Origin of the sequence: Streptomyces sp. T12, assembly GCF_028736035.1 — a bacterium.
Classification (GTDB): Bacteria; Actinomycetota; Actinomycetes; order Streptomycetales; family Streptomycetaceae; genus Streptomyces.
This window is the reverse complement of the sequence record NZ_CP117866.1, coordinates 1,719,272-1,741,260: the sequence shown is the minus strand read 5'-3', so window position 1 is coordinate 1,741,260 and position 21,989 is coordinate 1,719,272. Positions and strand designations below refer to the sequence as shown.

Genomic DNA, 21,989 nt, shown 5'->3' with positions numbered 1-21,989 from the left:
GGGCCTTACACCGATGTCCTCCGAACTGCCCACCCTGCCCGTCACGTTCCGGCCGGGCCGCACCCGGGCCGTCCTGCTCACCGCCGGCATCGCGATCTTCGTCGTCATCACGGCGGTCGCGCTGCTGCTGGAGAAGCTCGGCCCGGGCGAACGCCTCAGCTTCATCCTCACCGGCGCGCTCATGTTCGGCGTGCTGGCCAGGCTGGCGCGCGTCAAGGTCGTCGCCGAGGAGACCGGCGTCACTGTGGTGAACATCGCCGGCAGACGCCGTCTGGAGTGGGCCGAGATCGTCCAGGTGAACCTCCGCCCGGGTGATCCCTGGGTCTTCCTCAACCTCAGCGACGGCACCAGCCTGCCCGCGCTCGGCATCCAGCCGGGCATCGCCAAGCAGCGTGCCATCGCCGACGCGCGCGCTCTGCGGGCGCTCGCCGAGGCCCGCGCGATCAAGGACCCCGAGGACCATCAGGGCTGACTCCGGGACGTTCACCCTGCCGTAAATCCCCATGTCTTGATTAATCTGTTGGCGGAGGCGTTTTCTGGCGCCTCCGTCTCTGATGTTCCATCCGGACTTCAGAGGCCCCCTGCTACCCGAGGAGTGATTCCCTCCAGCGATGGACGGATCGTCCTGTAGTACCTGCGCCGCCCCCTCCCGACATACCGGGGCGGCGGCATCATGAGCGTCCCCTTGCTGCTTCTGGCAGCCGCGTTCCTCCTGATCCTTGCCAACGGCTTCTTCGTGGCCGCCGAGTTCGGCCTGGTCACGGTCGAGGCCACGGACGCCGAGAAGGCCGCGGCCGAGGGCGACCGACGGGCCCACCGGGTCGTCGAGTCGCTGAAGGAGCTGTCCTTCCAGCTCTCCGGCACCCAGCTCGGCATCACCATCACCTCCCTCGTCGTCGGCATGCTCGCCGAACCGGCGCTCGCGGAGCTGCTGGGCGGCCCCTTCACCGCGATCGGCATCCCCGAGGGCGCGGTGTCCGGGGTGGCCGTGGTCGTCGGCATGCTGCTGACCTCGGCCGTGCAGATGGTGATCGGCGAGCTCGTGCCCAAGAACTGGGCGGTGTCCCGGCCGATGCAGGTCGCGCGCTTCGTCGCCGGCCCGCAGCACGTCTTCGCGCGCCTGTTCCGGCCGGTGATCGCCGGGCTGAACTCCGTCGCCAACCGGCTCGTGCGCGCACTGGGCATCGAGCCCACCGCGGAGCTGGCCTCCGCCCGCACCCCTGGTGAACTCGTCTCCCTGGCTCGCCACTCCGCCCAGGCCGGCGCGCTGGAACAGGACACCGCGGATCTCTTCGTACGGACCCTGTCCCTCGGCGAGCTCACCGCGCAGCACGTGATGACGCCGCGCGTGAAGGTCAGCGCGCTGCAGTCGTCGGCGACCGCCGAGGACGTGGTGAACCTGACCCGCGCCACGGGCCTGTCCCGCTTCCCGGTCTACCGGGAGAAGATCGACGAGATCGTCGGCATGGTCCATCTGAAGGACGCGCTGGCGGTCCGTTCGAGTGATCGTCTGCGCACCCCGGTCGGCCGCATCGCCCGCCCGGCGCTGCTCGTCCCCGAGACCCTGCCGGTCCAGCCCCTCCTCGCCCAGCTGCGCAGCGAGCAGCCCATCGCGGTCGTCGTCGACGAGTACGGCGGCACGGCCGGCGTGGTCACGCTGGAGGACATCGTCGAGGAGATCGTCGGCGAGGTCCGCGACGAACACGACGGCCAGGACCTGCCCGAACTGGCCGCCGCCCCGCCGGAGGACGGCCGCCCCGCCTGGGACGCGGACGGCAGCTGCCGCGTCGACATCCTCCAGCGCATAGGACTCGACGTGCCCGAGGGGCCGTACGAGACCGTCGCCGGACTCGTCGCCGATCTGCTCGGGCGCATCCCGGCCGTCGGCGACAAGGCGGAACTGCCGGGCTGGCGGCTGTCGGTGCGCCGGGTCGGCCACTACCGGGCCGAACGGGTCCGGCTGGTCAGGACCGGCGCCGTGGTGGAGGTCGCCCGATGAGCGTGCTCCAGCTCCTCTTCGCCGCGCTGCTCGTGCTCGCCAACGGGTTCTTCGTCGGCGCCGAGTTCGCCCTCGTCTCGGTCCGCCGCAGCCAGATCGAACCGCTGGGCACGGCGCGCGCCCGCCAGGTGCTGTACGGCCTGGAGCGGCTGCCGCAGATGATGGCGGCGGCCCAGTTCGGCATCACGGTCTGCTCGCTGACGCTAGGCGCGGTCGCCGAGCCGACGGTGGCTCATCTGCTTGAACCGGTGTTCGAGTGGGTCCATATGCCGCACGGCCTGATCCATCCGCTGACCTATGTCATCGCGCTCGCCGCGGTGGTCTTCTTCCATCTGGTCATCGGCGAGATGCTGCCGAAGAACCTGGCGATGGCGGCGCCGGAGAAGGTCGCGCTGTGGCTCAGCCCGGGCCTGGTCTGGTTCGCCCGCTTCTGCAGGCCGATCACCGTGGCCCTCGGCGCGGTCGCCCAGGCCATCCTGCGGCTCTTCCGGGTCGAGCCGAAGGACGAGGTCGAGGCGGTGTTCACCAGCGAACAGCTCAACCGCCTCGTCGAGGACTCCGGCCAGGCCGGCCTGCTCGACCCCGAGGAGCAGGAACGTTTGGAGGACGCGCTGGAACTGGGCTCCCGCCCCGTGACGGACGTGCTCCTCAAGCGCGAGTCCCTCGTCACGGTCAGCCCGTCGGTCACCCCCGGGCAGATCGTCGCGCTCACCGCCCGCACGGGGTACTCCCGTTTCCCGGTGGCGGCGGAGACCGGCGCCTTCATGGGCTATCTGCACGTGAAGGACGTACTGGATCTGGAGCAGTCGGAACGGGCGGTGCCGCAGCACGTGTGGCGCCCGATGACGACACTGCGCTCGGAACTGCCGCTGGACGACGCCCTGACGGTGATGCGCCGCGCCGCGACCCATCTGGCCCAGGTGGCCGACGCGTCCGGCAAGGTGCTCGGCCTCGTCGCGCTGGAGGACGTACTGGAGCTGCTGGTCGGCGAGGTACGGGATCCGGCACACCGGGAGCTGCCGGAGGTACGGGTCACGGGACCGCGGGTGAGCAGCGGGGAGCCGGAGGAGGCCCTGGCGGGCTGAGCGCGCCGCCGCGCCTGCGGGCAGTCGTGCCGCCGGGGTAGCACCCACCCGGCGGCATGTGCGCGCCACGCAATCCGCGGGCACCGCCCAACGGCACCGGGCACTGCCCGACGTCCGTCACATCGCCGACGGATCCTGCGGCCCCCGCCCCGACAGCACTTCCCCGTACGCCTGCATCAGATCCGGCAACCGGAGCGTCGACAGGTCGTCCCTCGTCAGCGCCCCCGGATAAGTCGTCAACCGCAGATCCCGGTACGCACAGCTCTTCTCGTACAGCGTCCGCAGGAACCGCCCGTTGCCCAACTCGTCGATCCAGCCCTGGTCGACCACGTGCCCGGCGATGGACCGCAGCTCGTCCAGCGCCTCCTCGTCCCACACGTCCCCGTTGTCCCCGGCGAGCACCTCGCCGATCGAGGTGAGTTCGAGGGGCCGGTAGGACGGGAAGTCGACGCGGGTCGTGAAACGGGACGACAGGCCCGGATTGGCGGCCAGCAGACGGTCCATGCCCTCCGGATAGCCTGCCAGGATCACCACCAGGTGGTCCCGGTTGTCCTCGGCCCGCTTCAGCAGCACCTGGAGGGCCTCGTCGCCGTAGGCGTCGCCCTTGCCGTAGCCGGAGTTGGAGAGGGAGTACGCCTCGTCCACGAACAGGACACCGCCGAGCGCGGAGTCGATGAGCTCGTTGGCCTTCACGGCCGTCTGGCCCAGATACTCGCCGACCAGATCGGCTCGCTGGGCCTCCACCAGATGGTCGCCGCCGAGGAGGCCGAGCGCGTAGAAGACGCGGCCGAGGATGCGGGCGACCGTGGTCTTGCCGGTGCCGGAGGGGCCGGAGAAGACGAAGTGCCGTTTGGGCGGCTGCACCGGCAGGCCCTGCCCGGTGCGCAGCCGGGCCATGTTCAGCTGCGCGGACAGCGCCTTGACCTGGCGTTTGACGGGCTCCAGCCCCACCATGCGCTCGAGCTCGGCGAGCGCCTCCTCGAGTAACCCGGGGTCGGTGGGCCCGGCGGGCAGTGACTGCTGCGGAACGGCCGTCTTCTCGCGCACCGCCGGATCGACCACCGACGGCAGCGGAGCGGGCGGCAGGTCGGGGTCCGGCAGCCTCAGGTCCCGTCCCTCGATGCCGAAGAGCGGGTCGAGCCCATCGGGACCGTCGGCCACGTCCTGGCCCACCCCGGTGAGCGTGATCGCCGCGAGGTCGGCGGTGTCGTCGTAGCCGTCGCCCTCGGCGATCGCCGCGAGCCGGGCCGAGGTGTCCATGAAGGCGGGGTCGACGCGGTGCACGGCACGGTAGAGCGGGAGGGCGGCCGCGGACCGGCCCGTGCCCTCATGCGCCCGGGCCAGCCAGTACCGCAGCTCCTTGCGCTGCGGCTGCTCGCTGCGGCAGCGCATCAGCGCGGCCGACAACAGCGGCTCGGCCTGCCCGTACGTCTCCAGCCGTACCCGCGCCATCCCGCCGAACAGGCCGGCCTCGATGCCGAGCAGCTGGTCGTCGAGCAGCGGGTCGGTGTGCCGGACGAGCTGCTCCCAGTCCTTGACGAGGTAGGCGCGGCAGGCGTGCAGGAAGCGGACCTGGTGGTCGGTGTCCACGGGCGGGAGCCCGGCCAGCGCGCGGTCCAGCTCAGGGACGTGCCGGCCGTCCAGCCAGTGCGAGGCGTGGGCCAGCAGCAGGTCGCGCGGGCTCTCCAGCACCGGCTGCACCCACCAGCCCAGCCAGTACCAGGAGTTGAGCGTCCGCCGGTGCCGGGTGCGCTGTTCCCCGAAGCGCTCCCGGTGCCGGAACATGCGCAGCAGCGCGGTCGTCGTGTCGACGCGCAGCGCGTGCAGCCCGAGCCAGCCGTCGGCCATCCCGGGATCGATCCGCACCGCGGTACGGAACTCCTCCTCCGCCTGCGGATACGCCCCCATCGTGTAGGCGTCCACGCCTCGCAGCCAAGCGAGGTCGGCCGGGGCCTCGGGGCCCTGCGTGCCGAAGTCCATCACGTCCCCCCACAAACCGTGCCCCCGTCGGTTGGCGACCGGTCGCGCGTCGACCGCCTTGATCGAACCGCCGTACCGCGGACCGGAGTTGCAACGGTGCGCAGAGCAGCCGTAGGGCGCACCGAGGGCATCGTACCTGCGAGGGTGTGGCCCGCCCCAGGGTGCCGCACGGGCCGTTTGGCGAGGTGGGAGCAGATCGGGCCCACCGCGCTCGGTGACCGAGGGTGAGCGAATCGCGCCTCTCGGCGCCCGGGAAAGGGAGTGAGGGCAGAACGAAGCCCCCGATCACGGGGGAACAACCGGGGGCTTCGCGTGTGTGGGCGGCTTCGAATAGCCGCACATTGAGAACGTAAGACCTGTACGGGCCCCGGGTCAAGCCGAGTTGAAGCACTCCGAGAACTTCTCCCGCAAGGCTCTTCACAAGTTCAGCACATTGCCGATGGCCCGTCACCGTGCGTGACGGCCTGGTCCGGTCCAACGGTCCCGGCAGGCCCAGGAACCACTTCATATCCCTTGCTGCACTGCCGAACCAGAAGATCGGCGAACGGCCGGGACGGGTCGTCTGCGAAGTGCTCGCGCTCCGCCCTGACCCACCCGTCCCAGAACTCCCGCTGCTCCTCCCCGTCCCGCGAGCGCCCCCGCGTCCACGATTCCTCGTGCGTCAGCTCCATCCACAGCAGCCGGGCGAGATGCGGGCGCAGGGCGCGCCGGCCGGCGCCGACCCCCTCGATGACGATCACCGGGGCGGGCGGCAGGGCGAGGGGCGCTGCGAAGCGGCGGGCCCGCCAGTCGTACGGGGCGTAGTGGGCGGTCTCGGCGTGTGCGAGCGGTTCGATCACCTGGGTCAGCAGGCGCTCGGTCCACTCGAACAGCTCGTCGTGGCTGGCGATGTCGTCGAGATGCAGCACCGGGGCTTCGCCCAGCGCGCGGGCCAACTGCCCGGCGAACGTGGACTTTCCGGAGCCGGCGTGCCCGTCCACGCCGATGAGGCGGACCGGGCCGCAGGACGGGGGGAGGCGGCGGAGCCGCGTGGCGAGGTCTTGAATCGTTTTTCCCGGAGTGCGGCGAGGGTGGGCATATTTCGTTGGAACATTCTAGTAGGGGTGAAAGCGGGTGGTGGGGCGGGATGTGGGGCCGGATTAGAAAAGGTGTCGCTTTGAACTAGATGTCGGACGCCCGCAATGCCGCCGAAAAACCCCGGCCGCCACAGCGAAATGTGCGTTCCGGTTGAGTCCCGTGCTGAGTAAGGTGCCTGGTGTGCAACTGTGAGGTGCCGTAACGGGGGATGGGCTGGGACAGATGGCCGCGGGGTTATTCGAAGGGCAGTATGTGTGGCATCCGGCAGCCGACGACCGCTTGCTTGCGAGCGTATGCGTCGATGTGCGCGCCGGCCGTTATCTGAGCGCCCGTGACGCGCTGGCGGAAACCCATGGCGACTTCGGTCTGCGCGCCCACCGCTCTCTCGTGCTCGCCTCCGAGGCCGCCGACTCCGACCTCGTCGAGCGCTGGCTGGCCGAGGAGCCCGGTCCCGAGGCGGCGCTGCTGTGGGCGCGGGTGGCCGTGCTGCGGGCGCTGCGCGCGGCCGACGCGCGTGACTCCCGGGCCGAGGCGCTGGAGCGGATAGCGCTGGCCGCCTGCGAGCGGGCCGCGACGGCGGACCCCGCCGATCCCACGCCCTGGGTGGCCAAGCTGGCGATGGCCCGGCTGCACCGGCTGCGCGACCAGGCGCCGCACGGGCTGCTCACGGCACCGCCCGGGCCCTGGCGCCTGTTCGCCCACGTCCTCTCGCTCGACCCCTGGCACCGCGAGGCCCACCACCGCTTCCTGGCCTGCTTCTTCACCCGGCACGGCGGCTCCGTGACCGCCGCCTGGGACGTCGCCGCCTTCCTCGGCCAGCGCGCGCCCGCCGACTCGCCGCTGCGCCTGCTCCCACTGGTCGCTCTCGTGGCGAGCTACGACCCGACCCAACTGCTCGCCGACCGCGTCTGGGAGCAGCCGCAGTGGCGCTCGACCGCGCTGGCGATCCACCAGAACTGGCTTCCGACGGTGGCCGAATACCGCTTCACGCCGGTCCTCGACCTGGCCTACCTCGCCCACGCACTGGTCATGGCCCGGCGTGCGGAGGAGGCCCGCGCCGTCTTCGCGGCGATGGGGCCGTACGCCTCCCGGATGCCCTGGTCCGTCTTCGGCGACCCGGCCGGGCAGCTCTCCCGGGCGCGCCGCGCCTGCGGTCTGCCCGTGCCGGGTGCCTGACGGACCGCAACCCCCCACCAAGAGAAAGGTCCGACCCGTGTCAGAAGGGATATCGCCGCCGCGTGCCAAAGCGCGCGGGGGAGCGGTTCCGATCGCGCTCGACGACGACGCGACGCTGCATGCGATGGGTTATCCGAGAAAACTCACGCGGCGCTTTCAGGCGTTCGACAATTTCGCCATCTCGTTCACCATCATCAATATCATCTCGGGTATCTTCTCGGGGTTCGGATTCGGTCTGAACGCGGGTGGTCCGAGCATTCTCGTCTTCGGCTGGATCGGCGTCTCCGTCATGGTGCTCTTCGTGGGAGCAGCGATGGCGGAAGTCGCCTCGGCCTATCCGACGAGCGGCGCGCTGTATTTCTCCGCCGGAAAGCTCGCCAAACGGCACAAGGGCGCGTGGTCCTGGTACACGGGCTGGCTGAACTTCGTGGGCCAGGTCGGCGGCACGGCCGCCACCGGGTACGCCGCCGCCACCTTCCTCCAGGCCTTCATCGCCCTGCAGTGGCCCTCGTACGAGCCGACGCCGCACCGGACGCTGCTGATCACGGCCCTGATCATCGTGCTCCAGGGGCTCGCCAACACCTACACCGTGCACCTGGTGGCCGTACTGAACCGGATCTCCGTGTGGTGGCTGCTGAGCGGACTCGTGGTTATCGTGACCGCCCTGATCGTCATGCCCGAACATCATCAGTCGGCCTCGTTCGTCACGCATTTCGCGAACAACACCGGTTTCACGAGCGGGCTTTACGGCGGGATGCTCGGTCTGCTGGTCACCAGCTGGACCTTCACCGGCTTCGACGGCAGCTTCCACATGTCCGAGGAAACGGTCCGGGCGACGGTCAACGCGCCGAAGGGGATCACGCGGGCGATCGGATACTCCGCGATCGCGGGACTGCTGCTGATGCTCGCATTGGTCTATAGCATTCGTGACTACGACCGTGTGGCGAGCGCCGACGCGCCTCCCGTGCAGATCCTGATCGACGGGCTCGGAGCGGGGACCGCCAAGGTGGTGCTGCTGATCGTCATCGGCGCGATGCTCTTCTGCGGGCTCGCCAACCTCACCAGCAACACCCGGCAGATCTTCGCCTTCTCCCGGGACGGCGCGATGCCCGGCTCCCGCTGGTGGCACTCGGTCTCGCCGCGCACGCGCACCCCCGTCAAGGCGGTGTGGCTGGCGGTGGCCTGCTCGCTGGCGCTGGTGCTGCCCGGCTGGTGGTCGCACACGGCGTTCACCGCCATCGTCAGCGTCAACGTCGTCGGGCTCTTCCTCGCGTACGCCGTCCCGATCCTGCTCCGGCTGCGCCTGGGTGACGAGTTCCAGCCAGGGCCCTGGCACCTGGGCCGGTGGGGACGGCCGGTCGGGGTCGTCGCGGTGACCTGGATCCTGTTCAGCAGTGTCCTGTTCATGCTGCCGCAGGCCTCGCCGCTGACCGCCCACTCCTTCAACTACGCGCCGATCGCACTGGGCGTGGTCCTGGCCGTGGCCGCGGTGTGGTGGTTCGCCGCCGCCCGCCGCCGCTTCCACGGCCCGGTCAGTTACGGCCGCCCGGATGAGGTCGCGGCCATGGACCTCGTCTGACGAGGCGTCACCGGGAGGGCCGTCATGGTCTCGGCGTACACCGTCGCGGCGGCGTACGCCGAGACCCCGGCTCGCTCATCCCCCCTCGTTCGTACGGTGGTTGGGCGGCATCGGGGCTCGGGCGGCCGCCCCAGGCCATGCCAGTGGTCGACACCAATATTCGTAGGCGCGCCAAGGACGCAAGTGCTGGCAGACGCTGCCGCCCGCGGCCATAGTGGGCGGACAGCCGTGCACTGGACCCGCCCGACTCGGACACCTGGGGGTCTTCCGCCCATGAGCAGAGCCGAACAGCCGTCCCGCAGAACCGTCCTGGTCGCCGCGGTCGCCGCAGCCGTCGCCGGCGGCGGCAGCGCGGGCCCGGCGGTCGCCGCCGACACCAGCGCCGAGGGCGCGGACACCGTGCAGGCCCCGGCCCGCACAGTCGACAACCGTGCCTGGATCACGTACGCCGACTGGCGCGGCGGCGCCGCCCAGGGCACGCGTGCCGTCGCGGGCGCCCGCCCCGGCATCGTGATCGCCACGCCCGCCGGCACCACCGACTACACCGACCCGCACACCGGCAGGAGCGCCCGCTGGGAGTACGCGACCTGGACCTCGCCCGCCCACCAGCTCTCCGTCCCCGCCACCGAGGCGATCGCCTCCTGGAACGCGCACACCCCCGCCGGCACCTGGCTCCAGATCGAGCTGCAGGGGACGTACTCCGACGGCACCGCGACCCCCTGGTACGTGCTGGGCCGCTGGGCCGCCGGTGACCAGGACATCCGCCGGACCTCGGTGGACGACCAGAGCGACGGCAAGAGCAGCGTCTGGACGGACACGTTCGCCATCGACGACCCGGCCACGGGGCTGCGCCTCACCTCGTACCGGCTGCGGCTGACCCTCTACCGCAAGCCCGGCACGAAGCTCACGCCCACCGTCTGGCGGGTCGGCGCGATGGGCTCCGACGTCCCCGACCGCTTCGCCGTCCCGGCCTCCGCCCCCGGCCTCGCCCACGAGCTGACCGTCCCGCGCTACTCGCAGGAGATCCATGTCGGCCAGTACCCGGAGTACGACAACGGCGGCGAGGCCTGGTGCAGCCCCACCTCCTCGCAGATGATCGTCGAGTACTGGGGCGGCCGGCTCACCGCGGAGCAGCTGGCCTGGGTCGACCCGGCGTACGCCGACCCGCAGGTCTGCCACGCGGCCCGGTTCACCTTCGACTACCAGTACGACGGCTGCGGGAACTGGCCGTTCAACGCCGCCTACGCGGCCACGTTCAAGGGCCTCCAGGGCGTGGTCACCCGGCTCGGCTCGCTCACCGACCTGGCGACGCTGATCGCGGCCGGCATCCCGGCCATCACGTCCCAGTCCTTCCTGGAGGGGGAGCTGACCGGGGCGGGGTACGGCACCGCCGGGCATCTGATGACCGTCATCGGCTTCACCGCCGACGGCGACGTGATCGCCAACGACCCGAACTCAGCGAGCAACGAGGCGGTGCGGCGCGTCTACAAGCGGCGCGAATGGGAGAACATCTGGCTGCGGACCAAGCGCTACGACGCCAGCGGCAAGGTGGTCTCCGGCACGGGTGGCGTCTGTTACCTCTACTTCCCGGCGTCTGCGACCCAGCGCCAGCGCGCCGCGCTCGCGGCGGTGGGCGTGCGCTGAGCCGCCGGGCGCAGACGCACGGAAGGGCCCTGGGAAACCGGGGCCTTTGCCGTGTGAGCAACGTCTCTGCCGCAAAAGCCGTCGCCGGTGGCAAGGTGGGCATATGACCGCGCACTCAGCCACCGCCGCCCGCGTCCGCACCGGCGGCCCCAAGGGAGACGGGCCGAAGCTCGTCGAGCACATCATGGGCTGGACCCTCGTGGTGGTCGTCGCGATGCTCGTCACCCAGCTCGGCCTGCTGTGACCTGACGCACACTGGGCGCTTTGATCGGACATATGCCGACCCCGCTGTCGAGCGGTTCCATCAAAGTCGATCAGACTCGAACGAGCAGCTGATGTGCGTCTGCCATACTGCCGATGTCCCGCCGCCCGTTGGAAATCCAGGGTCTAAATTGAATATTAGTCAACAGCGCGATGCGGCCCGTCCCCGGGCCCGCGGCACCGAGCGCTCGATGGCGCGCCGTGCCGAACTCATCAGCATCGGGCGGAAGCTGTTCGCCGACACGTCGTACGACGCGCTCTCCATGGACGACATCGCCCGGCAGGCCCATGTCGCCAAGGGGCTCATCTACTACTACTTCCAGTCCAAGCGCGGGTACTACCTGGCGATCATCCAGGACTCCGTCGCGGACCTGGTCACCTTCGCCGCGAGCGGGCTCGAGATGCAGCCGGTGGACCGGGTCCACCGCACCATCGACAGCTATCTCCGCTACGCCGAGCACAACCAGGCCGCCTACCGCACCATCGTCAGCGGCGGCGTCGGCTTCGACACCGAGGTGCACGCCATCCGGGACGGTGTGCGCGCGGCGATCGTGGCGACCCTCGCCGAGGGGGCGTACGGACGAACCGACATCGCCCCGCTGGCCCGTATGGGCCTGCTCGCCTGGGTGTGCAGCGTCGAGGGTGCCACCCTCGACTGGATAGACCGGCCCGAACTGAACCGCGACACCATGCGTGAGCTGCTGGTGAAGACGCTGGGCGGCGCCATGCGCGCCATCGAGGAGATGGACCCCTCCTACCCGGCCCCGGATCCCGCGCGCCGGGAGGACTGAGGACTGACGCGGCAAGGGGCGGAGGCTCGTGGTCCTCCGCCCCAAGTCCCCCGTGGGTCCCGCTACTGGATGGACTTGATCAGCTCACCGTTCGCGGTGTCCCCGCTCAGCTCCCAGAAGAAGGTCCCGCCCAGCCTCTGTCGGTCCTTGTACTTCATCTTGGTCGCGATGGTCGCCGGGGTGTCGTAACTCCACCAGTCGTCCCCGCACTTGGCGTACGCGGTGCCGCCCACGGTTCCTGTCGCCGGGCAGGTCCGCTTGAGCACCTTGTAGTCCTCGAAGCCGTCCTCGTAGGTGCCCTTCGCCGGACCGGTGGCCGTGCCGCCGGGCGCCGCCTGGGTGACGCCGGTCCAGCCGCGGCCGTAGAAGCCGATGCCCAGCAGCAGCTTCGAGGACGGGATGCCCAGGCCCTTGAGCTTGGCGATGGTCGCGGCCGTGTTGTAGCCCTCCTCGGGGATGCCGGGGTAGGAGTGCAGCGCGGAGTGCGGTGCGGTGGGGCCGGTGGCGGCCCAGGCGCCGAAGTAGTCGTACGTCATCGGGTTGTACCAGTCGACGTACCGGGCCGCGCCCGCGTAGTCCGCCGCGTCGATCCGGCCGCCCTCGCTCGCGTCGGCCGTGATCGCCGCGGTGACCAGGTTCCGCTTGCCGAACTTGGCGCGCAGCGCCTTCATCAGCTCCTCGAATGCCTCCCGGCCGCTGGTGTCGCAGGTCAGGCCGCAGGCGTTCGGGTACTCCCAGTCGATGTCGATGCCGTCGAAGACGTCCGCCCACTTGGAGTTCTCGACCAGGTCGTAGCAGGACCGGGCGAAGGCCGCCGGGTCCTTGGCCGCCTCGCCGAAGCCGCCGGACCAGCTCCAGCCGCCGAACGACCAGACGACCTTGAGGTTCGGGTGGAGCTTCTTCAGCTTGCGCAGCTGGTTGAAGTTGCCGCTCAGTGGCTGGTCGGCAGTGTCCGCGGCGCCGTCCACGGACTCCTCGGCGGTGAACGGCTTGTCGGTGTCCGCCCAGGTGTCGCCGATCGCGCACTTGCCGTCGACGACGTTGCCGAACGCGTAGTTGATGTGCGTGAGCTTCTTCGCCGAGCCGGACGTCTCGATGTTCTTGACGAAGTACTGGCGGTCGTAGATGCCCCAGTCGGTGAAGTAGCCGACCACCTTCGAGCCGGCCGCCTTGCGGTCGCCGTCCTGGTCGGGGCCGTTCTGGCCGGCGGTCGCCTGACCGGCGCCGGCGAGCAGGGTGGCACCGAGGGCGGCGGAACACGCGGCGGCCAGCAGCGCGCGGCCGCGAGCACGGGAGGGGAGCGGGGTGTGCATCGGGTGTCTCCTCGCGGGGGACAGAGGGGATCGCACGCCGATTGGCATGAACGCGGGAAGCGTTGGACCGAAACGGTAGGAGGACTAGACCATTTGGTCAATGGTTCGGACCAATTTCGAAGGGGTGAAAGTTTCTTGGAGTAAGCGGTCGTTAACTGGTGACTCGATGTCCCCGATCGGGCATACTCACCGCAGAGCCGCTGGTCAGCAGCTTCCGCGATCCGGGAGTGGAGCATCGGCCGGTACCCGAGAGACCAGGCGGAGCCGCCCCACCCAAGGTGTGCGACCGCCGATTCCCGAAAGGGAGGAGAGCGTCGCCATGCCCGACCGCGCCCCGCAGCCGGTGGATCGTCAACTGCCCACGGACGAGGCCCGGGATCTGATCTCGCTCGTCCGCGACATCGCGCAGCGCGAGATCGCCCCGAAGGCGGCCGAGGAGGAGGACGCCGGACGCTTCCCGCGCGAGGTCTTCACCCTGCTCTCCCAGTCAGGGCTGCTCGGCCTCCCGTACGACTCCGAGTACGGCGGCGGCGACCAGCCGTACGAGGTCTACCTCCAGGTCCTCGAAGAGCTCGCCGCGGTCCGCCTCACCGTCGGCCTCGGCGTCAGCGTGCACACCCTGTCCTCCTACGCCCTGGCCGCCTACGGCAGCAAGCAGCAGCAGGTCGAGCACCTGCCTGCGATGCTCGGCGGCGGGCTGCTCGGCGCGTACTGCCTCTCCGAGCCGTCGTCGGGGTCGGACGCGGCGTCGCTGCGCACCAAGGCCGTACGGGACGGCGACGACTGGGTGATCACCGGCACCAAGGCCTGGATCACCCACGGCGGCATCGCCGACTTCTACACCGTCATGGCGCGCACCGGCGAGGAAGGGCCGCGTGGGATCACCGCGTTCCTGGTGCCCGGTGACGCGGCGGGGCTGAGCGCGGCGGCGCCCGAGAAGAAGATGGGCATGAAGGGCTCGCCCACGGCTCAGGTCCACTTCGACGGAGTCCGGGTCTGCGACGAGCGGCGCATCGGGGACGAGGGCCAGGGCTTCGCCATCGCCCTGTCCTCGCTCGACTCCGGCCGGCTCGGCATCGCGGCCTGCGCGATCGGCGTGGCGCAGGCCGCGCTGGACGAGGCGGTGGCGTACGCGACCGAGCGACGGCAGTTCGGCAAGCCCATCGCCGACTTCCAGGGCCTGCGCTTCATGCTCGCCGACATGGCGACCCAGATCGAGGCGGGCCGGGCGCTGTATCTGGCGGCGGCACGGCTGCGCGACGCGGGCCGGCCGTTCGCCAAGCAGGCGGCGATGGCCAAGCTGCACTGCACCGACGCGGCGATGAAGGTCACCACCGACGCCGTGCAGATCCTCGGCGGGTACGGCTACACCGCGGACTTCCCGGCCGAGCGCTTCATGCGCGAGGCCAAGGTCCTGCAGATCGTCGAGGGCACGAACCAGATTCAGCGGATGGTCATCGCCCGTCACCTAGCAGGTCCCGAGGGACGCTGAACTGGCCGTGCTTGACCTGCGGCGCCGCGAGCCGGATCCACTCCGGGTCGTGGCGTCCGGGCAGGGTGCGGCCACGGTCGGCCCAGGTGCGCATCAGCTCGCGGTAGATGGGCGGATCCGGTTGCTGCGCAGGCGCCGGCGGAAGCGTCCCTGCGGGCCGCGGAACGAAGATGCGGCGCTGAGGCCCGGTCGCCGAATAGGTGGGGGGCATACCAGGGCAACGCGGAGGCGGGGGGACAAGTCACCGCCCGCCCGAATCGGGCGTGAGTTCACGGACGTCCGGCTCCCTCTCTGGTCAGGTCGCGCTACCTGACGTACCGTCAGGCCACCCGCATTCAGGGAGGCTTGCCGTGGCCGACGACGACCGCCCGGTACCGCTCGACGAGTACCCGGTGCACCAGGTGCCCCTGTCCATGAAGTACGTCGCGACCAGCGATCGGAACGCCTACGACCGCTGCATCTTCCACGTCCTCGACCACCAGGGGCGTGCCCTGCTGATCGTCGGCCTCGGGATCTACCCGAACGTCGGGGTGATCGACGCCTACGCGACCCTGCGGGTGGGAGACACCTTGCACGCGGTCCGGGCGTCGAACGCGCTCGGCGAGGACCGGATGCGGCTCGCCGTCGGGCCGCTGCGCATCGAGGTCGAGGAGCCGCTGCGGCGGCTGCGTCTGACGTGCGACGACGAGGAGTTGTCGTACGACATCACCTGGACCGCCGACTTCCCCGCTCTCTGGGAACCCCACCACCTGCAGCGACGCGGTGACCGGCTCAGCCTCGAAGGGCGTCGCTTCGTGCAGGCCGGTGGCGTGGCGGGCCTCGTGCGCGCGGGCGGTGCGGAGTTCCGCGTGACCCCTGCCGAGTGGACCGGCACCCGCGACCGCAGCTGGGGCGTGCGACCCATACCGGGGGAGGAGGGCGGGCGGTTCGCCGAGGAGCATCCGACCGAGGGCTTCCACTGGATCTGGAGCCCGGTGCGCTTCGAGGACCGGTTCCTGATGGTGATCGTCCAGGAGGACGCGGACGGATACCGCTCGCTCAGCGAGGCGGCGATGGTCCGCCCCGGCCACCGCGACCGCCAACTCGGATGGCCCCAGGCCGAGATCGCCTACCGCCCGGGCACCCGCCACCCCGAACGCGCCCTCGTCCATCTCGGCGACGTACGCAAGCCGCAGGAGCTGGAGGTGGAGATCCTGACCTCGTCCCCCCTCGCCATCGGCGCCGGCTACCCGCCCGCCGACGACTGGCAGCACGGCACCTGGCGGGGGCGCGGCTGGACCGACCGCCGTACCTACGACCTCTCCGACCCCACTGCCCATCCCCGCGCCGCGTACGGAGTCACCGACCACGCCGCGCGCTTTTGGCTGGACGGCCGGGTCGGCCACGGCATCTTCGAGCACGGCTCGTTCGGGCGGCACGACCCGAGCGGGTTCACCGGCTTCGACTCGGTCGCTCCGTAAGGGAGTTGACGCCATGACCGAGGCACCCCGCCCCCGCACGACGACACGCGATCCGGGCGAACTCGCCCACCGCCTCACCGCCTGGCTCGGCGTACGGCTGCCCGGCGCCAGGGCGGTCGACATCACCGTTCCCGCGTCGAACGGCATGTCCAGCGAGACCCTGCTCTTCGGCATCGAGCAGCCGGAAGGCGCTGCCGGCCCGGGTGCCGGGCACCTCGAACCGCCCGTCCACGCGTGCGCGTTGCGGCTCGCGGCGGACCCGGCGGCGTACACGGTGTTCCCGGTGTACGACATGGCCCGCCAGTACCGCACGATGCGACTGGTCGCCGGCCGGTCCGACCTCCCCGTACCGAAGGTGCTGTGGCTGGAGGAGGATTCCGGCCCGCTGGGGGCGCCCTTCTTCGTCATGGAGCGAGTCGCCGGGCGGGTGCCGCCGGACGTCATGCCGTACACCTACGAGGGCAACTGGCTGCACGCGGCGAGCGACGAGGAGCGCGAGCGCCTCGAGGCCGCGACGATCGGGCTGCTGGCCCGGCTGCACGATCAAGTACCGGTCGGCGAAGCCCAGTTCCTCGCCCTTCCAGGTGAAGGTGACGCACTGCGTCGTCATGTCACGGCGCAACGCGCATACTACGAATGGGTGGTTGACGGACTAGCCCGCTCCCCGCTCATCGAGGACACGTTCGACCGTCTGGAGGAGCTCTGGCCCCACGATCCGGGCACGCCGGTGCTCACCTGGGGCGACGCGCGCATCGGGAACGTCATCTACGACGGTTTCGAACCCGCGGCCGTCCTCGACTGGGAGATGGCGGCACTCGCCCCACGCGAGGTCGACCTCGGCTGGACCGTCTATCTGCACCGCTTCTTCCAGGACCTGACGGTCGCCTTCGGGCAGCGCGGGCTGCCGGACTTCCTGCGCCGGGACCGGGTCGAGGCCCGCTATGCCGATCTCACCGGTCACACCCCGCGTGACATGGACTTCTACACGCTCTACGCCGCGCTGAGGCACGCCGTCGTCATGCTGCGCATCGCCTACCGCCAGGCCTACTTCGGTGAAGTCGCCGTACCGGCGGACCCGGACACACTGATCCTGCACCACGGCAGCCTGCGAGCCATGGTGCAGGGCAGCTACTGGGATCGAGCGATGTGACGCCGACGCTGTGCGCTCAGGCGGCCTGCCGCCGCATGACCGGGACCCTTAGGGGGCGCGAGCCCGGGCCGCCGACGTGCGAGAAGGGCTGGGTCCGCCAGTCGAGCCCCTGAGGGAGCGTCAACAGAAGGGCGGTGTCCTGCTCCTGAGGCTCCGCCGACTCGTCGGCCGAGCGGGCCTCGGTGGCCAGGCGACCCGTACCGGCACAGACCGTGAGGCCGAACGGGTTCCACGGCGAGGCGCACAGCGCATGCTCCGGCAGGACCTCCTCGTCCGCCAGCAGGGCGATGGGCTGCGCGCAGTCCGGACAGATCACCCGGTACATCTCGAAGGTGTCGTACGCGTCGAGCTCTTCCTCGTCGAAGGCGTCGGGTTCGACGCCCTCCGGAGCGGGCTCGACGACCGGCTGGAGCCGCTTGGGTGCGGTACGACCAGGGCGCTTAAGACTCTGCATGGATTTCTCCCCCTCGGGCTGGGCCGTGAAGGCGCTGCGGCCTCGACCACAGCAAGCACTTCCCGCCCGGTCTCGGCGGTAATCACGAGAACATCACGGAGCCTGTTCGGGGCCTGTGGCGTTCGTCACATGCCGCCCGCAGGTGCCCGGCGCGGCCGGTTTGTCCCTCAGTCGGCGCACAGGCACCTCTCGGCCACATCACAAACCGGGCATGACCTGGGCTGCTCAGGTATCCGAGGAGATCAACCGCACTGTAGGTTCTGCGTCATGGAGGAGCTGGACCGACAAATCGTGCAGCTGCTCGTCAAGGACGGGCGGATGAGTTACACCGATCTGGGCAAGGCCACGGGTCTGTCCACGTCGGCCGTGCACCAGCGGGTGCGCCGACTGGAACAGCGTGGTGTCATCCGTGGCTACGCCGCGGTCGTCGACCCCGAGGCCGTGGGGCTGCCCATGACCGCGTTCATCTCGGTGAAGCCGTTCGATCCCAGTGCCCCGGACGACATCGCGGACCGGTTGGCCGGCGTGCCCGAGATCGAGGCCTGCCACAGTGTCGCGGGCGACGAGAACTACATCCTCAAGGTGCGGGTGGCCACGCCGCACGAACTGGAGGAACTTCTCGCTCGGCTGCGTTCGCTGGCGGGGGTGTCGACTCGGACGACGGTGGTGCTGTCCACGCCGTATGAGGCGCGGCCGCCGCGGGTCTGATCGACGCGGATCCCCGGCTGGTCGCGCCCACGCGGCGGAGCCGCACATGGATACAGCCCCGCGCCCCTTCAGGGCGTTGAGGAGGCCCCGTGTCCGGAGCGGCTGGAGTGAGGCGCGAGACTGGTCTCCATGAGTGAGCGCAGCGCCCAGCCGAAGACCGTCCTTCTCCGTCGCGGAGAAGTCCACAGCCCCGCCGACCCCTTCGCCACCGCGATGGTCGTGGAGCGTGGGCAGGTTGCCTGGGTCGGGTCCGAGGGGGCCGCCGATGCCTTCGCGGACGGTGTGGACGAGGTCGTCGATCTGGACGGTGCCCTGGTCACGCCGGCGTTCACCGACGCCCATGTGCACACCACCGCCACGGGTCTCGCCCTGACCGGCCTCGACCTGTCCGAGGCCCCCTCCCTGGAGGCGGCTCTCACTCTCGTACGGGACTTCGCCGCCGCCCGCCCGCACGATCGCGTCCTCCTCGGCCACGGCTGGGACGCCTCCCGCTGGCCCGGCGGCCGCCCGCCGACGCGCGCCGAACTCGACGAAGCCACCGGCGGCCGCCCGCTCTACCTCTCCCGCATCGACGTCCACTCGGCGGTCGTCACCACGGCTCTGCTGGACATGACGCCGGGGGACCTCGACGCAGGGGACGCCCCGCTCGTCGCCGACGCCCACCACGCCGTACGCGCCACTGCACTGAGCGCGATCACCCCCGCCCAGCGCACCGAGGCCCAGCGCGCCGCCCTGGCCCACGCCGCCTCCCTCGGCATCGGCACCGTCCACGAGTGCGGCGGGCCCGACATCTCCTCCGAGGACGACTTCACCGGCCTGCTGCGGCTCGCCGCCGAGGAGGCCGGACCCCGGGTCGTCGGCTACTGGGCGGAGCAGGATGTGGTCAAGGTGCGGGAGCTGGGCGCGATCGGCGCGGCCGGCGACCTCTTCGTCGACGGCGCCCTCGGCTCGCACACCGCCTGCCTGCACCAGCCGTACGCCGACGCCGCCCACACCGGCACCGCCTACCTGGACGCGGCCGCCGTCGCTGCCCATGTCACCGCCTGCACCGAGGCCGGCCTCCAGGCGGGCTTCCACGCGATCGGCGACGCCGCCGTGACCGCCGTCGTGGAGGGCGTGCGCGCCGCCGCCGAGAAGCTCGGCCTCGCCCGCGTCCGCGGCGCCCGCCACCGCGTGGAGCACGCCGAGATGCTCACGCCGGACACCGTCGCCGCGTTCGCCGAGCTGGGCCTGACCGCCTCGGTCCAGCCCGCCTTCGACGCACTGTGGGGCGGCGCGGACGGCATGTACGTCCAGCGCCTGGGTGCCGAACGCGCCCGTTCCCTCAACCCCTTCGCGGCCCTGCTGCGCGCCGGCGTCCCGCTCGCCTTCGGCTCGGACAGCCCCGTCACGCCCCTCGACCCCTGGGGGACGGTCCGCGCCGCGGCCTTCCATCACACGCCGGAGCACCGCGTGTCCGTGCGCGCCGCGTTCACGGCCCACACGCGGGGCGGATGGCGGGCGGTCGGGCGGGACGACGCGGGCGTCCTGGTGCCCGGCGCGCCCGCCGACTACGCGGTGTGGCGCACCGAGGAACTGGTGGTCCAGGCCCCCGACGACCGGGTCGCGCGCTGGTCCACCGACCCCCGCTCCGGCACCCCCGGCCTGCCCGACCTGACCCCGGGCCGCGCGCTCCCGGTCTGCCTGCGCACGGTGGTGGGCGGACGAACGGTCTTCGTACGGCCGGGCGAGTGATCTCCCGGGGTGGCGCGAACCCGATCGGTCCGCACCACCCCGTCGTGCGACCTGCGCATCCTCTGCGCTGACCAGGGGATTGAGCGAATAACCGCAGGTCAAACGGCTGTTGACAGGCGGAGGCCCGGGGCCGATAGGTTCGGCCGAGTCCACCACCGGACGCCCGACCGGGGAACCGCGGAACTTCCCCGAACCCGTCGCAAAGCCGCTGGGTCAGGGACGGTGTGCCGCACCGGGGCACCGCCACTGGGAGCCAGGCTCAGCGCTCGCGCGGCGACGACGGAACGTTCCGGCCGGTCGGGGAGGTGTGACCCGGGTGGGGCCCGGGCGCTCAGTAGACAACGGCTTTCGGTCGACCCGCAGCCAGCGGGTCCCAGGTCGGCCCGAAGGGCGCCGGGCCCCCATCCGCAGCAGAAGGCGCGCGTCGGCGCACAGTCACACGAGGCACAGGCACACGAAATCCTGTACTTACCCCGCTCTTGTGGAATCGACACCACGATTCGAACGTGCTGTCACGTCAGCGCAGGCCGCGACGACTATGGTGGACGTCTGCGTACGGACATGAAGGGGCAGCAGTGAACGACGGCGACGGGACCCGCGCGGCACAGGACCGGGGGAGGCAGTTCGGGCCGCTCGGCACGGCGTTGGTGATCATTCCGACCTACAACGAGGCGGAGAACATCAAGAGCATCGTCGGCCGGGTCCGCAAGGCGGTCCCGGAGGCGCACGTGCTCGTGGCCGACGACAACAGCCCCGACGGCACCGGCAAGCTCGCCGACGAACTGGCCGTCGGGGACGACCACGTCCAGGTCCTGCACCGCAAAGGCAAGGAGGGCCTCGGCGCCGCCTACCTCGCGGGCTTCCGCTGGGGCATCGAGCAGGGCTACGGCGTCCTGGTCGAGATGGACGCCGATGGCTCCCACCAGCCCGAGGAGCTGCCCCGCCTGCTGACCGCCCTCAAGGGCGCCGACCTGGTCCTCGGCTCCCGCTGGGTACCCGGCGGCCGGGTCGTGAACTGGCCGAAGTCCCGCGAGTTCATCTCCCGCGGCGGCAGCCTCTACTCACGTCTCGCCCTGGATCTCCCGCTGCGCGACATCACCGGCGGCTACCGCGCCTTCCGCCGCGAGACCCTCGAGGGTCTCGGCCTGGACGATGTCGCCTCCCAGGGCTACTGCTTCCAGGTCGACCTCGCCCGCCGCGCGGTCAAGGCCGGGTTCCATGTCGTCGAGGTGCCGATCACCTTCGTCGAGCGCGAGCTCGGTGACTCGAAGATGAGCCGCGACATCCTGGTCGAGGCGCTGTGGCGGGTCACGTCGTGGGGAGCGCGAGAGCGGGTCGGCAAGCTGATGGCCCGCACGAAGCCGTCGCCCTCGTCGCCATCGCGGCCGCCCCGGTCGTAACCTGCGGCGCAGCCACCTACGACCGCACAGGCTGCGTCGGACGTCCCCTTATCCCGCTCTGAGCCGGGCCCAGGCACACTGGACGCATGACGACTGGCGCACCGACCCCCACCTATCCCGCCCGGCCCCGGCGCTCCCGGCTGCGGACTTTTCTGCCGCTGGGCATCGCGGCATGGCTGGTGCTGGAGATCTGGCTGCTGACCGTGGTCGCGGAAGCGGCGAGCGGGCTTTTGGTGTTCCTGCTGCTGCTCGCCGGCCTCGTGCTCGGCTCGGTGGTCATCAAGCGGGCGGGCCGACGTGCCTTCCAGGCCCTGAACGAGGCGCTGCAACGCGGCGGTGCCCCAGCGAGCGGCGGCGGCAACGGCCTGATGATGCTGGGCGGGCTGTTGATCATGCTGCCTGGCCTGATCTCGGACGCGGTGGGCCTGCTCCTGCTGATCCCGCCGGTCCAGAAGGCCCTGAGCGGCTATGCGGAGCGGACGTTCGACCGGAAGCTGCGTGAGGCGACCCCGGGTTCGTTCGGCGATGCCTACCAGCAGGCTCGTATGCACCGTCCCGACGGCAAGGTCGTGCAGGGTGAGGTCATCAGGGACGAGCCGGGGGATGCGCCGCAGGACCCGCGCCCGCCGCTGACCCGCTGACCCGCTGGCTCACATGGAAGGAAGCCCGGCGCTCACCGAGCGCCG

At 70.9% G+C, this 21,989-nt stretch carries 19 protein-coding genes; 15 read left to right on the top strand and 4 right to left on the bottom strand.

Annotation, left to right across the window (positions count from 1 at the left end; translation table 11 throughout):
* Positions 1-13: 13 nt before the first annotated feature.
* The 3 genes from PBV52_RS07615 (at position 14) to PBV52_RS07605 (ending at position 3,084) form a co-directional block, all read left to right on the top strand.
* On the top strand, positions 14-472 hold the full coding sequence (locus PBV52_RS07615; RefSeq protein ID WP_274237526.1) for a PH domain-containing protein: 459 nt from the start codon (positions 14-16) through the stop codon (positions 470-472).
* A gap of 201 nt (positions 473-673) precedes the next feature.
* On the top strand, positions 674-1,999 hold the full coding sequence (locus PBV52_RS07610; protein WP_274237525.1) for a hemolysin family protein: 1,326 nt from the start codon (positions 674-676) through the stop codon (positions 1,997-1,999).
* Positions 1,996-3,084 (top strand): hemolysin family protein, encoded by a 1,089-nt coding sequence (locus PBV52_RS07605; RefSeq protein WP_274237524.1) that lies wholly within the window; start codon positions 1,996-1,998, stop codon positions 3,082-3,084. The genes PBV52_RS07610 and PBV52_RS07605 overlap by 4 nt, the downstream gene beginning before the upstream one ends.
* A gap of 117 nt (positions 3,085-3,201) precedes the next feature.
* Here the strand turns inward: PBV52_RS07605 and PBV52_RS07600 are convergent, their stop codons facing one another.
* Both PBV52_RS07600 and PBV52_RS07595 read right to left on the bottom strand, forming a co-directional pair.
* Positions 3,202-5,064: an AAA family ATPase gene (locus tag PBV52_RS07600; RefSeq protein WP_274237523.1), complete on the bottom strand. Its 1,863-nt coding sequence runs from the start codon at positions 5,062-5,064 to the stop codon at positions 3,202-3,204.
* A gap of 425 nt (positions 5,065-5,489) precedes the next feature.
* Positions 5,490-6,110 (bottom strand): uridine kinase, encoded by a 621-nt coding sequence (locus tag PBV52_RS07595; protein WP_274249318.1) that lies wholly within the window; start codon positions 6,108-6,110, stop codon positions 5,490-5,492.
* Positions 6,111-6,363: 253 nt separating this feature from the next.
* Between PBV52_RS07595 and PBV52_RS07590 the strand changes: the two genes are divergently transcribed.
* From PBV52_RS07590 to PBV52_RS07570, 5 genes are all read left to right on the top strand, one after another.
* Entirely contained in the window at positions 6,364-7,317 is a 954-nt protein-coding gene (locus PBV52_RS07590) for a hypothetical protein (protein WP_274237522.1), read from the top strand.
* Positions 7,318-7,354: 37 nt separating this feature from the next.
* Positions 7,355-8,896 (top strand): amino acid permease, encoded by a 1,542-nt coding sequence (locus PBV52_RS07585; protein WP_274237521.1) that lies wholly within the window; start codon positions 7,355-7,357, stop codon positions 8,894-8,896.
* Between the two features lie 273 nt (positions 8,897-9,169).
* Positions 9,170-10,540, top strand: coding sequence for a peptidase C39 family protein (locus tag PBV52_RS07580; RefSeq protein ID WP_274237520.1), 1,371 nt, complete (start codon positions 9,170-9,172; stop codon positions 10,538-10,540).
* A 103-nt stretch (positions 10,541-10,643) separates the two neighbouring features.
* The gene (locus PBV52_RS07575; RefSeq protein ID WP_128427637.1) at positions 10,644-10,784 is read left to right on the top strand and encodes an SCO1431 family membrane protein; all 141 of its coding nucleotides are present in this window, start codon (positions 10,644-10,646) and stop codon (positions 10,782-10,784) included.
* A 148-nt stretch (positions 10,785-10,932) separates the two neighbouring features.
* Positions 10,933-11,592 (top strand): TetR/AcrR family transcriptional regulator, encoded by a 660-nt coding sequence (locus tag PBV52_RS07570; RefSeq protein WP_274237519.1) that lies wholly within the window; start codon positions 10,933-10,935, stop codon positions 11,590-11,592.
* A 62-nt stretch (positions 11,593-11,654) separates the two neighbouring features.
* Here the strand turns inward: PBV52_RS07570 and PBV52_RS07565 are convergent, their stop codons facing one another.
* Positions 11,655-12,905, bottom strand: a complete 1,251-nt coding sequence (locus PBV52_RS07565) for a glycoside hydrolase family 18 protein (protein WP_274237518.1) — start codon at positions 12,903-12,905, stop codon at positions 11,655-11,657.
* Positions 12,906-13,224: 319 nt separating this feature from the next.
* Here PBV52_RS07565 and PBV52_RS07560 point away from each other — a divergent pair, with 319 nt between their 5' ends.
* The 3 genes from PBV52_RS07560 (at position 13,225) to PBV52_RS07545 (ending at position 17,007) form a co-directional block, all read left to right on the top strand.
* Complete coding sequence (locus PBV52_RS07560; RefSeq protein WP_274237517.1) at positions 13,225-14,397, top strand: acyl-CoA dehydrogenase family protein; 1,173 nt, start codon at positions 13,225-13,227, stop codon at positions 14,395-14,397.
* A 413-nt stretch (positions 14,398-14,810) separates the two neighbouring features.
* Positions 14,811-15,857 carry a hypothetical protein gene (locus PBV52_RS07550; RefSeq protein ID WP_274249316.1) on the top strand — a complete coding sequence of 349 codons (1,047 nt, stop codon included), beginning with the start codon at positions 14,811-14,813 and terminating at the stop codon, positions 15,855-15,857.
* 13 nt (positions 15,858-15,870) lie between these two features.
* Positions 15,871-17,007 (top strand): phosphotransferase family protein, encoded by a 1,137-nt coding sequence (locus tag PBV52_RS07545; RefSeq protein WP_274237515.1) that lies wholly within the window; start codon positions 15,871-15,873, stop codon positions 17,005-17,007.
* A 16-nt stretch (positions 17,008-17,023) separates the two neighbouring features.
* On the opposite strand, the gene PBV52_RS07540 is transcribed toward PBV52_RS07545, so the two are convergent.
* Complete coding sequence (locus tag PBV52_RS07540; protein WP_274237514.1) at positions 17,024-17,461, bottom strand: hypothetical protein; 438 nt, start codon at positions 17,459-17,461, stop codon at positions 17,024-17,026.
* A gap of 267 nt (positions 17,462-17,728) precedes the next feature.
* Between PBV52_RS07540 and PBV52_RS07535 the strand changes: the two genes are divergently transcribed.
* The 4 genes from PBV52_RS07535 to fxsA all read left to right on the top strand — a co-directional run bounded on the left by PBV52_RS07535 (position 17,729) and on the right by fxsA (position 21,944).
* Positions 17,729-18,169, top strand: coding sequence for an Lrp/AsnC family transcriptional regulator (locus PBV52_RS07535; protein WP_016434164.1), 441 nt, complete (start codon positions 17,729-17,731; stop codon positions 18,167-18,169).
* A 129-nt stretch (positions 18,170-18,298) separates the two neighbouring features.
* On the top strand, positions 18,299-19,903 hold the full coding sequence (locus tag PBV52_RS07530) for an amidohydrolase (protein WP_274237513.1): 1,605 nt from the start codon (positions 18,299-18,301) through the stop codon (positions 19,901-19,903).
* Positions 19,904-20,478: 575 nt separating this feature from the next.
* Complete coding sequence (locus PBV52_RS07525) at positions 20,479-21,303, top strand: polyprenol monophosphomannose synthase (protein WP_274237512.1); 825 nt, start codon at positions 20,479-20,481, stop codon at positions 21,301-21,303.
* An 86-nt stretch (positions 21,304-21,389) separates the two neighbouring features.
* Positions 21,390-21,944 (top strand): FxsA family membrane protein, encoded by a 555-nt coding sequence (gene fxsA, locus PBV52_RS07520; RefSeq protein WP_274237511.1) that lies wholly within the window; start codon positions 21,390-21,392, stop codon positions 21,942-21,944.
* Positions 21,945-21,989 lie beyond the last annotated feature (45 nt).

Coding starts and splice junctions, on each gene's coding strand:
- PBV52_RS07545 (WP_274237515.1), top strand. CDS start 15,871: ATGACCGAGGCACCCCGCCCCCGCACGACGACACGCGATCCGGGCGAA.
- PBV52_RS07550 (WP_274249316.1), top strand. CDS start 14,811: ATGAAGTACGTCGCGACCAGCGATCGGAACGCCTACGACCGCTGCATC.
- PBV52_RS07610 (WP_274237525.1), top strand. CDS start 674: ATGAGCGTCCCCTTGCTGCTTCTGGCAGCCGCGTTCCTCCTGATCCTT.
- PBV52_RS07590 (WP_274237522.1), top strand. CDS start 6,364: ATGGCCGCGGGGTTATTCGAAGGGCAGTATGTGTGGCATCCGGCAGCC.
- PBV52_RS07530 (WP_274237513.1), top strand. CDS start 18,299: ATGAGTGAGCGCAGCGCCCAGCCGAAGACCGTCCTTCTCCGTCGCGGA.
- PBV52_RS07560 (WP_274237517.1), top strand. CDS start 13,225: ATGCCCGACCGCGCCCCGCAGCCGGTGGATCGTCAACTGCCCACGGAC.
- PBV52_RS07575 (WP_128427637.1), top strand. CDS start 10,644: ATGACCGCGCACTCAGCCACCGCCGCCCGCGTCCGCACCGGCGGCCCC.
- PBV52_RS07600 (WP_274237523.1), bottom strand. CDS start 5,064: ATGGACTTCGGCACGCAGGGCCCCGAGGCCCCGGCCGACCTCGCTTGG.
- PBV52_RS07535 (WP_016434164.1), top strand. CDS start 17,729: ATGGAGGAGCTGGACCGACAAATCGTGCAGCTGCTCGTCAAGGACGGG.
- PBV52_RS07580 (WP_274237520.1), top strand. CDS start 9,170: ATGAGCAGAGCCGAACAGCCGTCCCGCAGAACCGTCCTGGTCGCCGCG.
- fxsA (WP_274237511.1), top strand. CDS start 21,390: ATGACGACTGGCGCACCGACCCCCACCTATCCCGCCCGGCCCCGGCGC.
- PBV52_RS07615 (WP_274237526.1), top strand. CDS start 14: ATGTCCTCCGAACTGCCCACCCTGCCCGTCACGTTCCGGCCGGGCCGC.
- PBV52_RS07605 (WP_274237524.1), top strand. CDS start 1,996: ATGAGCGTGCTCCAGCTCCTCTTCGCCGCGCTGCTCGTGCTCGCCAAC.
- PBV52_RS07540 (WP_274237514.1), bottom strand. CDS start 17,461: ATGCAGAGTCTTAAGCGCCCTGGTCGTACCGCACCCAAGCGGCTCCAG.
- PBV52_RS07565 (WP_274237518.1), bottom strand. CDS start 12,905: ATGCACACCCCGCTCCCCTCCCGTGCTCGCGGCCGCGCGCTGCTGGCC.